Source organism: Streptomyces mauvecolor, from assembly GCF_039532965.1.
GTDB lineage: Bacteria > Actinomycetota > Actinomycetes > Streptomycetales > Streptomycetaceae > Streptomyces > Streptomyces violascens.
Window position 1 is genome coordinate 76,069 of sequence record NZ_BAAASQ010000002.1, and the last position, 14,639, is coordinate 90,707.

The 14,639-nt window shown below is 72.3% G+C and carries 14 protein-coding genes; 6 read left to right on the top strand and 8 right to left on the bottom strand.

What is annotated here, in order from left to right; genetic code table 11:
- Positions 1–55 precede the first annotated feature (55 nt).
- The 3 genes from ABD346_RS01085 to ABD346_RS01095 all read right to left on the bottom strand — a co-directional run bounded on the left by ABD346_RS01085 (position 56) and on the right by ABD346_RS01095 (position 3,283).
- Positions 56–2,236 (bottom strand): FG-GAP repeat domain-containing protein, encoded by a 2,181-nt coding sequence (locus ABD346_RS01085; protein WP_344370679.1) that lies wholly within the window; start codon positions 2,234–2,236, stop codon positions 56–58.
- A 434-nt stretch (positions 2,237–2,670) separates the two neighbouring features.
- The gene (locus ABD346_RS01090) at positions 2,671–2,799 is read right to left on the bottom strand and encodes a DUF6126 family protein (protein ID WP_344370681.1); all 129 of its coding nucleotides are present in this window, start codon (positions 2,797–2,799) and stop codon (positions 2,671–2,673) included.
- Positions 2,800–2,881: 82 nt separating this feature from the next.
- Entirely contained in the window at positions 2,882–3,283 is a 402-nt protein-coding gene (locus ABD346_RS01095) for a hypothetical protein (protein ID WP_344370683.1), read from the bottom strand.
- A 97-nt stretch (positions 3,284–3,380) separates the two neighbouring features.
- Between ABD346_RS01095 and ABD346_RS01100 the strand changes: the two genes are divergently transcribed.
- From ABD346_RS01100 to ABD346_RS01110, 3 genes are all read left to right on the top strand, one after another.
- Positions 3,381–4,271 (top strand): hypothetical protein, encoded by an 891-nt coding sequence (locus ABD346_RS01100; RefSeq protein WP_344370685.1) that lies wholly within the window; start codon positions 3,381–3,383, stop codon positions 4,269–4,271.
- A gap of 129 nt (positions 4,272–4,400) precedes the next feature.
- Positions 4,401–5,411 carry an endonuclease/exonuclease/phosphatase family protein gene (locus ABD346_RS01105; protein WP_381225373.1) on the top strand — a complete coding sequence of 337 codons (1,011 nt, stop codon included), beginning with the start codon at positions 4,401–4,403 and terminating at the stop codon, positions 5,409–5,411.
- A 252-nt stretch (positions 5,412–5,663) separates the two neighbouring features.
- Entirely contained in the window at positions 5,664–7,622 is a 1,959-nt protein-coding gene (locus tag ABD346_RS01110; RefSeq protein WP_344370689.1) for an FUSC family protein, read from the top strand.
- A gap of 309 nt (positions 7,623–7,931) precedes the next feature.
- Here ABD346_RS01110 and ABD346_RS01115 read toward each other — a convergent pair whose 3' ends face one another.
- Together ABD346_RS01115 and snpA are read right to left on the bottom strand one after the other, a co-directional pair.
- On the bottom strand, positions 7,932–8,150 hold the full coding sequence (locus tag ABD346_RS01115) for a hypothetical protein (protein WP_344370691.1): 219 nt from the start codon (positions 8,148–8,150) through the stop codon (positions 7,932–7,934).
- A gap of 20 nt (positions 8,151–8,170) precedes the next feature.
- Positions 8,171–8,815: a snapalysin gene (gene snpA / locus ABD346_RS01120; RefSeq protein ID WP_344370692.1), complete on the bottom strand. Its 645-nt coding sequence runs from the start codon at positions 8,813–8,815 to the stop codon at positions 8,171–8,173.
- 228 nt (positions 8,816–9,043) lie between these two features.
- On the opposite strand from snpA, the gene ABD346_RS01125 reads away from it, so the two are divergent.
- On the top strand, positions 9,044–9,991 hold the full coding sequence (locus ABD346_RS01125; protein WP_344370694.1) for a LysR family transcriptional regulator: 948 nt from the start codon (positions 9,044–9,046) through the stop codon (positions 9,989–9,991).
- Positions 9,992–10,007: 16 nt separating this feature from the next.
- On the opposite strand, the gene ABD346_RS01130 is transcribed toward ABD346_RS01125, so the two are convergent.
- The 3 genes from ABD346_RS01130 to ABD346_RS01140 are packed head-to-tail and all read right to left on the bottom strand — an operon-like array spanning position 10,008 to position 11,368.
- Entirely contained in the window at positions 10,008–10,382 is a 375-nt protein-coding gene (locus tag ABD346_RS01130) for a peptidase inhibitor family I36 protein (RefSeq protein WP_344370696.1), read from the bottom strand.
- Entirely contained in the window at positions 10,379–10,948 is a 570-nt protein-coding gene (locus tag ABD346_RS01135; protein ID WP_344370698.1) for a hypothetical protein, read from the bottom strand. Before ABD346_RS01135 ends, ABD346_RS01130 begins: the two co-directional genes overlap by 4 nt.
- Positions 10,949–10,957: 9 nt before the next feature.
- Positions 10,958–11,368: a hypothetical protein gene (locus ABD346_RS01140; RefSeq protein WP_344370699.1), complete on the bottom strand. Its 411-nt coding sequence runs from the start codon at positions 11,366–11,368 to the stop codon at positions 10,958–10,960.
- Between the two features lie 318 nt (positions 11,369–11,686).
- Between ABD346_RS01140 and ABD346_RS01145 the strand changes: the two genes are divergently transcribed.
- Positions 11,687–13,174, top strand: a complete 1,488-nt coding sequence (locus ABD346_RS01145; protein WP_344370700.1) for an APC family permease — start codon at positions 11,687–11,689, stop codon at positions 13,172–13,174.
- A gap of 14 nt (positions 13,175–13,188) precedes the next feature.
- On the top strand, positions 13,189–14,157 hold the full coding sequence (locus tag ABD346_RS01150) for a hypothetical protein (RefSeq protein ID WP_344370701.1): 969 nt from the start codon (positions 13,189–13,191) through the stop codon (positions 14,155–14,157).
- Positions 14,158–14,639 lie beyond the last annotated feature (482 nt).

The window sequence follows — 14,639 nt, forward strand, 5'->3', positions numbered from 1 at the left end:
CGGCGTCACGGCGCGTGCCCAGGGTCTTTCGGCACGCGCCGCGCGGAGCCCGGGGTCAGTAGAGGTTCAGATACGTCTGCCAGCCGCCGCCTATCCGTACGCGGTCGGTGTACGCGCCGGCGCCGTTTCCGGGGTAGCGCCACAGGACGCCGTCGGTGTCGCGGGCCACGAGGTCCGCCTTGCCGTCGCCGGTGATGTCGCCGACTCCGGCGAGCGCGTTGTAGATGCCCCAGCCCGCGCCCAGGCGGACCCGGTCGCCGAAGGTGCCCCGGCCGTTGCCGTCGTAGCGCCACAGCACTCCGGACGTGTCCCGTGCGAGCAGGTCGCCGAAACCGTCACCGTTCAGGTCGCCCGCGCCGATGACCGTGTTGTAGATCCCCCAGCCGAAGCCGATCTTGACGGGGTCCTTGAAGCGGCCCGCGCCGTTGTCGGCGTACATGTAGAGGTCGCCCGAGGGGGTGCGGGCCAGGAGGTCGGGGCGGGTGTCGCCGGTCAGGTCGCCGGGGACGGTGAGCTGGTCGTACGCGTTCCAGCCCGCGCCGAGCGCGAGGTGCGGGCCGCTCGGGGCGAAGGGCTTGTTCGTGGCGCCGTCGTAGCGGGTGAGCTGCCCGGAGGCGTCGCGTACGAGGAGTTCGTTGTTGCCGTCGTTGGTGAGGTCTCCGGCCGGGACGTAGCGGGAGGTGGTGGGCCAGCCCGGCGCGGAGGGGCCGGGGGTGACGTCGCCGCTGCCGTTGCCGGTGCGGATGGTGAGGGTGCCGCCGGGGGTGAGGGCCAGGAGGTCGCCCCTGCCGTCGCCGTTGTAGTCGCGCCAGGTGGCGGGGCCCGGGGCGGTCGTGGCGGTCATCAGGCGGGTGGTGGAGGTGCCGGTGGGGTCCTCCCACAGGGCGGTCGGGCGGTTGTCGGGGCCGCCCACGGATATGCCGCCGCGCGCATACCCGGACGGGTTGGCGCTGAGCTCCTTGGGCGTGCTCCAGGCGCCTGCCATGCGGGTGGCCACCACGAAGCGGTCGGAGTTTCCGTCGTCGGCGGGCTGGCTCCACCCGGCGTGCACCGTGCCGTCGGCCGAGATGTCCGCGCCGAAGGGCGTCATGCCCGCGTACTGCGTCGACAGGGTCTGCACCGCCGACCAGGTGCCGGTCGCGGCGGCCCGGGTCGAGGTGCGGATGTAGAAGCCGTCCGCATCCGACTGGTAGTCGGACCAGACGAGGGTGACGTCACCGTTCGGGCCGGTCAGCGGGTACGGCACGGCGTCGCCGAAGCTGTCCGTGCTCGCGGCGCTCTCGACGGGGCCCCAGGTGCCGGTCGCGGCCGGTTTCTGCGCGTAGTTGAGGGCGCCGCCCGCGAGCCACGTCAGCGCGAGGGTTCCGCCCGGGCCCGTCGCCAGACGGGCCTCGGCGGCCGGGACCGGGGTGGGGAACGTGTCGTGCGGGGCGCTCCAGGTGGCGGTCGACGCACCCTGCTCGGCGGACTTGAAGGCCGCGCCCGTGGACCCGTACTCGGTCCACACGACGTCGACCGAGCCGTCCGCGGCCACCGCGACCCGGGGGTACGCGTCCTGTGCCCCGGCGCCCGTGGCGTCGAGGCGGGCGGGCGCCGACCAGGTGCCGCCCGCGCCGGTGCGCTCGGCCGCGAACACCTCGTACTGCGGGTCGACGCCATGTGCCCACACCACGACGGTGCGTCCCGAGGGTGTGCCCGCGAGCTGGATGTCCTGGATGCGGTCGGCCGCGGCTATCTGTACCGGGGACGACCAGGACGTGGCCCCGGCGGGCAGCGCGGAGGTGCGCAGCACGGCGCCGGTGGCGGCCACGTCGACCCAGGCCACAGTGACCGAGCCGTCCGGCGCGGCGAGGAGGTGCGCGTCGACGGGCGAGGACGTGTCGTACGTGGAGCTCGCCAGGGTGCGCACGGGCCCCCACTTGGTGGTCCCCGCCGGACGCACCGCCACCAGGAGATCACGCTGCGAGCGGTTGGCGGCGAGTCTGGACCACAGGGCGACCACCGTGCCGTCCTTGGTCGTTCTGGTGTCGACCAGCGTCTGGATCGTGGTGCCGTCGGTGAGTGCGTACGGGGCTCCCCACTGGTCGGTCTCGATGGCCGGGTGGGGTCGGGGGCCGGCCTCGGCGGCCGTCGTACCGAGGGCGCCGAGCGCGCCGAGCGCCAGTCCGGACGTCAGCGTCGTGCTCAACACCCTGCGCAGCAGCGTGCTCCGTCGGGCGTGCCTGTTCTCTGCCACAAGTACTCCGCCTCATGCGTGGGAAGCATGCGGGGTACGCGAAGCCGCGCGTGCATGCCGCGCGAGGATAGAGAAGCCGCCCGGCTCGGGCCCAGCATGCGAGTAGCCGGGAGGTTAACAGCAGATTCGGAATCCCGAACTCCCCTGCGGGGACTAGTTGTTGGGGATGTTCGGGGCTACTTGTGGGTGTGCGGCACATGGGTGGGGGCTAGGTGTGGCTGGGCACCATGGGCAGGGCTCATATGCGGCCGGGAGCTATATATGACCGGGGGCCATGGGCGGGGCGCATATGTGGCTGGGAGCCATGTGCCAGGGCTCCATGTGCCGGGGCTCCATGTGCCGGGGCTCCATGTGCCAGGGCTCCATGTGCCGGGGCTCCATGTGGCCCGGGCTTGCGGGCGGAGCCCACACGTGGCTGGGGCTCGTTTGCCCCCCTACTGGTGGGCGTGGCCGCCCACATAGAACAGCAGCCACACGAAGCCGGCGAAGACATGGGTGCCGAAGATGTAGAAGCCCGCGCGCAGGGCGATGCTGCGCTCCTGGCTCTTCTCGCTGTCGGCCACCGGTCGCCTCCTCCGCCCCGTACTGGTGCGTTCCAGGGTACGGGGGCGGAGGCGGACCGGGGCCGGGAGGACCGGTGGGCGCTCAGTCCTCGTGTGTGTAGAACACGTAGAACGACACCAGGAACATCGCCCCGCCGAAGATCGCCCCCATGCCCGACGACCTCAGCACGCTGTGGTCGGACAGGCTGTACAGGAAGCCCATCGCGGCGCCGAACAGCGTGCCGTACGCCGCCGCGCGGAGCTCGCGGGGCAGGGCGGACTGGATGCTGAGGAGGCCGATGCCCAGGCCGATCACGACCAGGCCCGACACGACGCCGAGGACGATCTGGCCGCCGGTGATCGCGCCGCCGCCACGCTGGTTGGCGAAGGTGTACAGCCCGTACATCACCCCCAGGACGACGGGGATCGCGAGGACGGCCCTGCTCAGAGGGTGAGGGTGAGCCGTGCGACGGCTCGTGGCGGGTACCGAAGCGTGTGCGGCCATGGCAGCACTCCTTCCGCTTGCCCGGGGCACGTGTGTGCGTCCCCCATATAGCCCACACCCGCGCGCGCCGATGGGCAACCCGGGATTTCGTGGACGGGTGCGCAGCTTCCTGTCGGCGGTGCTGATCGTGCTTGCGGCCGTCCTCGTCCCGCTGGGCGCGATCGCCGCCTGGGCGAAGACGGAGATCGGCAGCAGTGACCGCTACGTCGCCGCCATGGCTCCGCTCGCCGGGAACCGGGCCGTGCGCGGCGAGGTGGCCGCCAAGGTCACCGACGCGATCATGCGGAACATCGACGTGGGGCCGCTCCAGGCCTCGGTCGCCTCGCTGATCGGCGGGGCCGTGCGGTCCTTCACCACCACCTCCGCCTTCCAGGACGTGTGGAACACCGCCAACCGGGCCGCGCACGCGAGCGTCGTGTCCGCCCTCACCCACAACGGCGACGGCAACGACGTACGCATCGACCTGGCCCCGGCGATCCGGCAGATCAAGACCGAACTGGAGGCGCGCGGCGTGCCGTTCGCGAACGAGATTCCCGTGGAACACACCGACCTGACCGTCGTCGAGTCGACGAGACTCGGGCCGGTCCGCACCGTCTTCCGGTGGCTCCGGCGCGTCGGCGTCTGGGGTGCGGTCGTCTGTCTGGCGGCGGCGGGCGGGGCGGTGGCCGTCGCGGTACGCCGCCGCCGCGCCCTCATCGGGGTGGGGATCGGGCTTGCGGTGGGCGCGGCGGTTCTGCACGTCCTGGTCGCCGTCGGCAGGTCGCTCACGCTGGACGGGCTCCCCGCGGACTCCGATCCGTCGGCAGCGGGGGCGGTCTACGACGCGCTCACCGACTTCCTCAGCACGGCGGCGTGGGCCGTCCTCGCGTTCGGGCTCGCGCTGGCGCTCGGGGCCTGGCTCGCGGGCCGGCTGGGGAAACGAGGGCGGCCGGCCGCCGAAGGGCCCCGGCCAGGACCGGTACGGGCGGGGTCGACAGACCTGTCCTGACCGCGTCGGCAATCGCCTGGCGGTCGGCGCGGGCAAAGGCTTGAGCAACCGTGCCGGGCGCCGGGCCGTCTTTGGGGGAGGATGCGAACGCTGTGACCGGCTAGCGGGAGGCAGGCCGCCTTGGACACCTTGGGCACCGGGACCGTACCGGCTTTGGCGGCGGCGCCCGACGTACGGCGACGGCATCCCTGGCGGGTGGTGTCCGCGCTGGCCGGGGCGCTCCTGCTGGCCGGGGTCAGCGTGGTGGTGGGGTGCCGGGCCGCCGATTCGGACGGGGTCACGCCCGTGCCGCAGGCCCTCGCCTTCCTGCCCTGGCTGCTCGTGCCGGGCGGCGCGGGGCTCGCGCTCGCGGCGCTGGGGCGGTGGCGCACCGGCATGGTGTGGGGCGTGGCGGTCCTCGCGGTCACCGGCTGGTACACCCAGCCGTACGGCGCCGACACGACCCGGCCGAAGGGGCCGATCCTGGCGGAGTTCACCGTCCTCGCGTCCAACACCGAGTTCGGCTGGGCGACGGACGACCTGATCGCCACCGTCAAGCGCGAGAAGCCCGACCTCGTGTTCGTCGAGGAGTGCAGCTTCCGCTGCTCCGACGCGCTCGCCGCGGACCTGCCCGAGGCCGACTACCCGTACCGCGATGTCGTACGCGAGGACGGTTCGGCGGGCTCCGCGATCCTGAGCCGGTTTCCGCTGAAGCCGGCCGGGCCCATCGAGTCGGTGATGGCGATGCCCGGCGCGGTGGCCACCATCGGCGGGCGCGACGTACGGCTCCAGCTCGCGCACCCCTCGCCTCCGCTGCCCGGCGACGACGGAAAATGGCGTCAAGAGCTGGGCAGGATCCGGGAGTTCGCGAAGTCGGCGAAGGGACAGCCGGTCATCCTGGCCGGGGACTTCAACGCCACCCAGGACCACGCCCTGTTCCGTTCCGTGCTGGACGAGGGCGCCCTGCACGACAGCGCACGGCTCACCGGACAGTCGCGCACCTGGTCCTGGCCCGCCGACCGCACCACGCCGCTGCGCACCCAGATCGACCACGTCCTGGTGAACGGCGACTCCTTCAAGGCGACGTCCGCGCGCTTCCTGAAACTGCGCGGCACCGACCACCGGGCGCTGCTCGTGGGGCTCAGCCTGTACGGCGGCTGACATCTCACCGTGTACGGCCGCAGCGCCGACATGCGGGCCCCGCCCCGGCGGGTCAGCATCGTAGGGAGCCCGGGTGGGCGACGGTTTCGGGGATGATCCGCAAGCGGCGGCACATCAGGACGGCCGGATTCGGTGTGGTCGGAAGCTGAGTGGTCGGAATCGAAAGAATTATCCACAGGCTGTGGACAACATTTACGGTTCCGTTGGCCGCCCTGTTTGCACCAAGTGATCTCCATACGGTGTCGTGTGGTCATGGCTGATCAGAAGCGGGCGGGGGACGGCGTACGGCAGGGGCGGCTCGCGCCGCCGGAATGGCTCATCGGGGGGCTGCGGCCCGCCCCCACCCCCATCCCCTGGCCGGCCGTCGCCCGCGCCGCGATCGCGATGGCCGCGCCGCTGGCCGTGGGCATGGCGACCGGGCAGAGCGCGTACGGCGCGCTCGCCTCCATGGGCGCGCTCAGCGGGGTCATCGGCGACACCGCGGACGCGTACCGGATGCGGATCTTCAACATCGCCGTGCCCCAGCTGTTCGGCGCGCTCGGCGTGACCGTCGGCAGCCTCGTCTTCGGGCACGGCTGGCTCGCGGTCGCCGCGCTGACGCTGGTCGCGCTCGCCTCCGGGATGATCTCCACGATCGGCGCGGTGGCCTCGGTCTCCGGTCTCCTGCTCCTCCTCAACGCCGTGGTCGGCGCGGGCCTGCCCATGCCCGGACCCTGGTGGAAGGCGCCGCTGCTGCTCAGCCTCGGCGGCCTGTTCGTGCTGCTCCTGAGCCTGCTCGGCTGGCCCCTGCGGCGTACCGAACCCGAACGGGACGCCGTCGCCGGGACCTATCGCGCGGTTGCCGAAGCGATCGAGGCCGCGACGACCGATGCGTACGACACCAGACGCCAGGCCGTCACCCAGGCCCTCAACACCGCCTACGACCTGATCCTCGCCCGCCGGGCCCGCGAACACGGCCGCCGCGAGGAGCTGGTGCGCCTGCTCGCCCAGCTCAACGTCGTCATTCCGATCGTCGAGGCGGCGCCCGCCGTGCACCTGCGCGGCTGGGGCGTGGACGCCGCGATCCCCGCCGCCGTACGGCAGTTGGCGGACGCGGTCGTCGAGGGCCGCACCGGCGCGGTCGAACCGGACCTGCCCGCGCCCGCGACCCCGGCCGAGCGGGCCCTGGACACCGCACTGCGGCACGCCTTCGCCGTGGTGCACAACCCCGACGTCGACCACTCCAACATCGACGACCGCCTCGGCCGACCGGCCGCCCTGCGCATCCGCTTCCGCCGCGCGGCCCGCAACGTCCTGCTCTCCGGGGCCTCCTGGCGCTACGGACTCCGCCTCGCCCTGTGCATCGGGCTCGCGCAGGCCCTGGTCTCGGTGGTCCCGGTGGAACGCTCGTACTGGGTCGCCCTGACCATCGTCTTCGTCCTCAAGCCCGACTTCGGCTCGGTCTTCGCGCGGGCCCTGATGCGGGCGGTCGGCACGGCGGGCGGGCTCGTCATCGCGGCGGCCGTCCTCGCGGAGGTGCCGCGCGGGTGGTGGGACGTGCCGGTGATGCTGCTGCTCGCGGCGCTGATCCCCGCCTTCTCCGCGAAGGGGTACGCCTTCCAGACGGCGGCCATCACCCCGGTGATCCTGCTCCTCTCGGACGTCCTCAACCACCAGGGCTTCAACCTGGTCATGCCCCGCCTGTGGGACAGCCTCATCGGCTGCGCGATCGCGCTGGTCGCCGGCTATCTGCTGTGGCCCGAGAGCTGGCACGCCCGCATCGGGGCGCGGCTCGCGGACGCGGTGGCGGCGACGGCGGAGTACGTGGAGTACGCGTTCTCCTCCGAGGACGACCGGGCGGAGCGGGTCCGGCGCCGCCGCCGGCTCTACCGGGACCTCTCGACCGTACGGAGCGAATTCCAGCGGGCGTTGACCGAGCCGCCGCCGACGGGCCCCCGGGCTGCGGCGTGGTGGCCGCTCGTCGTCGCCGTCGAACGGATCGTGGACGCGACCACGGCGGCGCGGGTGCGGGTGAATCACGGGGCGGTTCCGCCTGCGGCGGGCGAGGTTGCGGAGATCGCGACCGAGCTGCGGGGGCTGGCGGAGGGGTTGCGCTCCAGCGTGACGCTGGTGGGGGTCCGGGCGGATCTCCCGGGCGACGAGGAGTCGGTCCTGGCGCCGCTCCGCCAGGAGGTGAGAGCCGCCCGAGCCATCGCCTCGCCCGCCCGGTAGAGCCCCCACCCCGCCCCTCCCCGAAACCCTCCGGGGGTGTGAGGTGGCTGAGCCGGACTCCTGGGGCTCAGCCCCAGACCCCGTATCGCGCCTGAAGGGCGCTCGTCCTCAAACTCCCCCAAGGCCTCAAGGGCCAGGGGGGACCCCCATGACGGGCTGAAGATGCTCACCCCGACCAGCATCGACCCTGCCAGGGGCGCGGGGAACTGCGCGACCAGCCACGAACAACCCGCAGCCGAACCACCACCGACCGGAGCCCCACCCCACCCACCCACCCCCGGAGGGTTGGGGGAAGGGGCGGGGAGGGGCTCAGAAAAGGGGCAACTGCCCCGGGAACGGGGCGAGTTCGAAGCCGTCCAGGGTTCGTTGGGTGGCGTCCGCGGGGGCCCGCATCTTCGAGCCGGGGCAGAGCGTCAGCTCGGCGGACGACTCCCGCGTACGGGGATCGTGGCGCACGAACTTGCCCGCCACGACGGCAACGGCACGGCCGCAGGACGGGCAAGATCGGCGGGGAGAGACGCTGGGCATCCCCCCATGCTGCCAGAGGCCTACGCGGCCGGCTTGACCGCCGAGGCGAGCCCGTTGCGCCACAGGCTGTTCACCCGGGACTTCTCCGTGCTGTTCGGGTACGCGTTGCGGCACGACGTGCCGGGCCCGCCGCCGGACATCAGCTCACTGCACGGCCCCGAGTAGTGGTCGGGCAGCCCGAGCACGTGCCCGGTCTCGTGCGCGACGACCCGCACCGAGTAGTACTGCTGGTTCTGGCTGTAGTCGAGGAAGATGTAGCCGTTGCCGTGCCCGTCGGTCGAGGCGTACGAACCGTTCTGGGGGTCGTCGCCCTCGTAGTACTGGAAGTCCGCGCCGGAGTTGCTCTGCGCGAGCCGGACGTTCTGGACGGAGGAGTTCCAGATCTGCGCGGCCTGCGATATCTGGGAGGTGAAGCTGGGGGCGTTGGCGGTGCTGTAGTACACGGTGACCGAGGCGGCGAGCGGGTTGGCGGCGCGCTTCTTGGCGACCGACTTCATGACCGCGTCGTAGAACGCCTGGTCGTTGGCGGCGGAGTGCTTGCCCGCGGCGGTGTAGTGCGCGGCCGCCGCGGTGGAAGGCGTGGCGGCGGTCGCGGGGATCGCGCCGAAGCCCGCGAGGGCCAGGCCCAGCGCGGCGGTCACGGCAAACGTGCGGGAGTGTCTCATGGGGGGTTACCAATCCGTCGGGGATCCGCGCCCGGCTGGGTGGGCCGTCCGCGGGTGGGGGCTCTGCTGATCGGTGCCCGGGGGACGCGCTGTGGCGCCGTCCCGGTGATTGGTGATTGTGGAGGCCACAGCGGCGTACGGGAATGATGCCGATCTGCGATAACTCCCGCGTATCAGTGGGGTTTTGGACATCTGGTGCGATCACTTAGTACGCCCTAACCTCAGCCCATGGAGCTGGAGGTGAGACATCTGCGGGTGCTGTGCGCCATCGCCGACGCCGGCAGTCTGCACGGCGCCGCGCGGGCGCTCGGCACGAGCCAGCCCGCCCTGACGACCCAACTGCGGCGCATCGAGAAGACGTTGGGCGGCCGCCTCTTCTCGCGCGAGCGAACCGGCTGTGTGCCCACGGTTCTGGGCCGGGGCGTGGTCGGCCGGGCCCGTCCGCTGCTCGCCTCGCTGAGCGCGCTGGTCGCCGACACCCGGGCCGCGGCAGCCCGCGCCGCCGAAGGCGACCGGCTGCGCATCGGCTCCACCGCGAGCCGCGCGATCCCCGGCTGGCTGCGCCGTCTGCGGGAGCGGCTGCCCGGCACGGAGACGGAACTCCAGGTGGCGGTTTCGGCCACCGCTCTGCTCCGCCAAGTCGCGGCGGGCGAGCTGGACGTGGCGTTCGTCCACGAAGTGGAGGGCTGCCCGCTGCGGATACCGCCGGGCCTTGAGATCCGTACGCTCGTGGAGCGCGAGCCCCAGTTCGTGTGCCTGGCGGCCGACCACCCGGAGGCGCACAAGACCCTCGTGGATCTGGCCGACCTGGCCGCCGACCAGTGGATGGTCGACCCCAGCGTGGACGGCGAATGGGAGGGCCTGCGCCGGGTCCTCAACGCGGCTGGCCTCAACCCCCGTGTCCTGCACGGCGATTACCTGACGGCGGCAGGCCTGGTCGCGACGGGCGAGGTCGTCACCCTGTGCCAGCCCACCTCCCGCCCCCGCTCCGACATGGCCGTACGCCCCCTGCGGGACGACCCGCTGGGAGTACGGCTGCTCCTGGCGGTCCGCAGCGGGGCGTACGGAGGTGAACTGGCCGGGGTGGGCACCGACTTGGAGTCGGCGTACTGGGAGGCGGCCTCCCACTCACCCGCGTACCGGACGTGGCTGGAGGAGCGGGGCCGGCGGCCCTAGCGGGCTCGCGCAGGCCTCAGCAGCCGGAGGTCCATGTGTGGGACCCGCCCTGGTCGTTGGCGCCGCGGTCGTATCCGACCTCCTGCCCGGGTGCGAGGCAGATGGTGACCCGTCCGAGCAGCTCACGCCCCTCGTGCACCTGGACGTGGTCCTTGACCCCGGGGCCGGAGATGCCGTGGTTCGCCCACGACGAGTCGTGCTTGAACATGTCGCCCTCCCACCAGTGGTCGTCGCCGCTGTGCTCGATCTTCATGCCCTGGAAGTCGGCGTCGGTCCAGACACAGAAGAACCCGCTGCGGCAGGGGGCCGAGGCCTGGGCGGTGGCGGAGGTGGCCAGAACACCTCCGACGGAGATGAGGGAGGCGGCGAGGAGGGCGGTGAATCGCTTCATGGGGACGGTTCTCCTGTCGTCGATGGACTCGTCGACGGACCGGTTGACGGACTCGTCGATGGACTGTTCAGCAGGGCGGTGGCCTGGGACAGCGCGTGGGCGCGCAGCCGCTCGAAGTCGGCGATCTCGGCAGGGTGCCGGGCGCGGACCTCGGCGAGGCTCTGGTGGTTGTGGTCGGCCTCGGGCTTGAGGTTGTTGACGACGACGGACGCCCGGAACCAGCCCGGCTGATCCCCGTAGAGCCGCTGCTGGGCGGCGGCGAGGCAGCCGTCGGTGTGGGTGCGTACGACGTAGCCGGTGGGGAGGTTGACGGACAGCTGGGCCGGGCCGGTGCCGAAGAGCGCGGCACTGACCTTCTGCTGCTGCTCGGGCGGCGGGCTCTGCCCCGGCCGGGGCGGCACGAGCCCCTGCCGGGTGAGGCAGTGGTCGGTGAGCCGCTGGGTGGCGGCCTTGATGACGTCGTCGGGGTCGGGGCGCGGTGAGGATTGCGGGGCGGTGCATCCGGCGGCCAGGAACAGGGCCGCGAGAAGGAGCCAGGGGCGACCCCGCTCGAACGGTGAACGCATCGGCGCGGATCAGCCCGGCTCGCACCCCATCGTGTTGTCACTCACCCCGTCGAACTTGGTGGCCCAGGCCGTCCAGTTGTTGTCGTAGTCGTCCGGCAGGATCGCCCGGTAGAGACACCCGCCGCCGCCCTGGTGGCTGATGGCGTAGACGGTGACGGTCGCGTGCGAGTCGAAGGAATAGGCATGCCGCTTGATCCGGGGATCGGCCTCCCGGTACCCCGGCGGCTTGTAGGCCCAGGCCCCACCGTTCCCCATTTGATTAGGACCGGGCCAGAAGTACACCTGCCCCGGCGGAACGGCGTGGACGGCAGGAGCGGCGGCCGGGGCGGCGCGGCCGACCGGCACGGCCTGGGCGGCCGGCACGAGTGCGGCAGCGAGGGCGGCTGCGAACAGGGCGGATTTGAGAGCGAGTTGACGCATATGGGAGTCCCCCGGGTAACGAAGAACGAGGCGAGCGTGCTCACACTTCCCATGGTTTGCACGCCTATGCCCGCTACCACCCGGACGGGTGAGGGAGGCGGGTCGGGGCCGCGCGACGCCCTGGTGATCACGAACGCCAGGGCGCCCGTCCGGCGGACGCCCGTTCCCCACGGACGGGATGGCCGGGGGGCCCGTTCCGGCGACTACGATGCGGTCGGCTTCGGGTTGTCGGGGTGCCGCAAGGCCAGTTGACGTACCGCAAAAACCCGGGCTTCTGACATACCGCCATATGTCGTGCCGTCAAAGGATGTTCGAGCCATGAGCAGCAGTTCCGGTGGCAGAGGGCTTCAGCCCAATGTGCTGTCCACGTTCGACACCGTTGTCATGGCGGTCGCGGGCAGCGCGCCCGCCTATTCGCTGGCCGCCACCACCTCCGTGCTCGTGGGCGCGGTCGGGCTCGCCAGTCCGGCGGCGCTGCTCTACTGCGCGATCCCCATGCTCGGCATCGTGCTGGCCTTCGGACGGCTCGGGCGGATCGACGTCAACGCGGGGGCCGCCTACTCGTGGGTCGGGCGCACCCTGCATCCCTTTCTCGGGTTCATCAGCGGGTGGGCCCTCGTCGTCGCCGCCACCTTGTTCATGGTGGCCGGCTCGCTGCCCGCCGGGCAGATGACCCTCGGCCTCTTCGACCCCGCTCTCGCCCGCAATACCGCTCTCGCCACCGCTACGGGTGCCGGGTGGTTCGTGTTGATGCTGGGGGTGGTGCTGGGGGGTGCCCGGCTGTCGGCCAAGGCCCAACTCGTCATTTCTGGAGTCGAGTTGGTGATTCTCGGCGGGTTCTCCGTCGGGGCGCTCGTTCAGGTCGGTGAGGGCGGCGGGGTCGTTCCGTTCGACTGGGGGTGGCTGGGGTTCGGGCACTTCGACGGGGTGTCCGGGTTCGCCGCGGGCACCCTGATCGCCGCGTTCTACTACTGGGGCTGGGACGTCACCAGCAACCTCAGCGAGGAGACCCGCGACAGCCGCCGCACCGCCGGGCTCGCGGCCCTGGTCGGGGTCGGCATCGTCTTCGCCCTGTTCGTCGCCTTCACCGTCGCCGTGAACGTGCTGCTCACCAGCGGAGAGATCGCGGCCGGCCAGTCCAACGTGCTCGCCCTGCTCGGCGAGCACATCTGGCCCGGCGTCGGCGGCAGGCTCATGGTGCTCGCCGTGGTCCTCTCCACCATCGCCACCCTGGAGACCACCCTCATCCAGGTCACCCGCTCCCTGTTCGCGATGGGCCGCGACCGTACGATGCCGGGCGGGCTCGGTGCCGTACACCGGCGGTGGAACACGCCCTGGGTGGCGATCGTGGTGGTCGGCGCGGTGGCGCTGCTGCTGTTCGTCGCCTCCAACGCGCTCGGCTCCGTGCAGGACATCATGTCCGACGCGCTCGCCGCGATCGGCCTCCAGACCACCCTGTACTACGGCCTCGCCGGCCTCGCCGCGGTCGTCGCCTACCGCCGCACCCTCACCGAATCCGTCAGCTCCTTCCTGCTCGGCGGGGCCTGGCCGCTGCTCGGCTCGGTCTTCATGTTCTGCGTGTTCGGCGCCTCGCTGACCCGGCTCAGCGGCGCCGCCGTCGCGATCGGCATCGGCAGCCTGCTCGCGGGCCTCGTCCCCATGCTCTGGTACTGGCGGCGGGGCAGCGCGTACTACCGTCCCGCACGGCTGGACGCGACCCGTTCATTCGAAGTGGGTACCTGGTCCCCCAACTCCCGGACAAAGACACCCAGTTACGTCCAGGCTGGGCATCCCACCGACTTCTGAGAGGCGGTACGCGCATGGCAGCACTGCGCCGCCGGGCCTACCGGAAGACGGCCATACGCTTCGACGCCGACCTCGGCGACCGCGCGCTCACCGTCGCCCGGCACGACATCGTCATCGGCCGCTGGCAGGGCGTACGCGATCTGCTGCGGGCCACCGGCGACGACTGGGCGCTGCGTACGCACCGGATCCGGGCGCTCGCGAACGCCGCCGCCGGGTCGACCGTCGTCGAGGCCTGGCGGGCCGCCGAACCCGACAGCCCGGACGCGGCGGTGCTGCGCGCGGCCACCGAGGTGACCCGCGTCTTCAACCGCGCCATCGCGGCCGGGCGCGGCGCCGGGACCGACCGCGACCGTATCGACGTCGCCGTCATGGCCTGCCTCGGCGCGGCCGACGCCCGCCCCGCCGACCCGACCCCGTGGGCCTCGCTCCTCACGGTGGTGCGGCTGTACGAGGGCGGGGTCGCGCGGCGCGAACTGAGGGGGTGGTGGGACGAGTTGCGGCGGCGCGACCCGTACCACCTCGAAGGGCACGTCCAGATGCTGCGGTACTTCTCCGCGCGCTGGCACGGGACGCACGGCTCGATGTACGACTTCGCGCGGGACGCGGCGGGTGCCGCCCCGGCCGGGTCGCCGCTTCCTGTGCTGGTGCAGATCGCCCGGGTGGAGGAGTACCGGTACGTCTCCGATGCCGCGAAGGGGCGGCCTGTCCGGGGGTTCGGGCAGCACTGGAACCACGAGCTTGCCGTGACCGAGCTTCGGCGAACGCATGACCGCTGGCTCGGCGGGCGGCCCCCGGGGCCCATCCGCTCCTCCGAAGCCGCCGAGCTCAACTACCTTGCGCATGCGGCGTGTTGCGCGGGGCTCAGGCATGAGGGGGCGGCGTTGGTGGGGTTGCTGGGGGAGCGGGTCGCGTTGGTGCCCTGGGTTTATACGGGGGACCCGGCTTCCCAGATCGTCCGCTGGCGCGGGCAGGGTGGGGCTTGAGGGCTGGGGCTCGCCTTTCGGGTGCGGCCCGGTGGGGTGAGAGGGCTCGCCTTTCGGGTGCGGGCCCGGTGGGGGCTGGTCGCGCAGTTCCCCGCGCCCCTGAAACCCGCCTTCGACCGCGGGCCGTCGTGGGCTGGTCGTGCCGTTCCCCGCGCCCCTGTGGGCACCCGGCGCCGCTGCGTGGGGCCATGCGGGGGAGCCGCGCGATGTCACAGGCGCACGTCCCTGAAACCGCCTTCGGCTGCAGGCCGTGCTCGGTTGCGCGCGCCGTTCCCCACGCCCCCGGTAGGGCACCCGGCACCGGCTGGCGCGCCACATGGTGGAGCCTTGCAATGTCACGGGCCCGCTCCGCTTTGGGACGCGGAACCGGCCCCTTCCGGGAAACCGTCCTCCGGGTCGCTAACCTTACGTGTCCGTGCTGGCCAGGGATCTGATCCCGGAACTGTGGCGCAGCGCGGTACTTATCGCACCCAACTCATGCG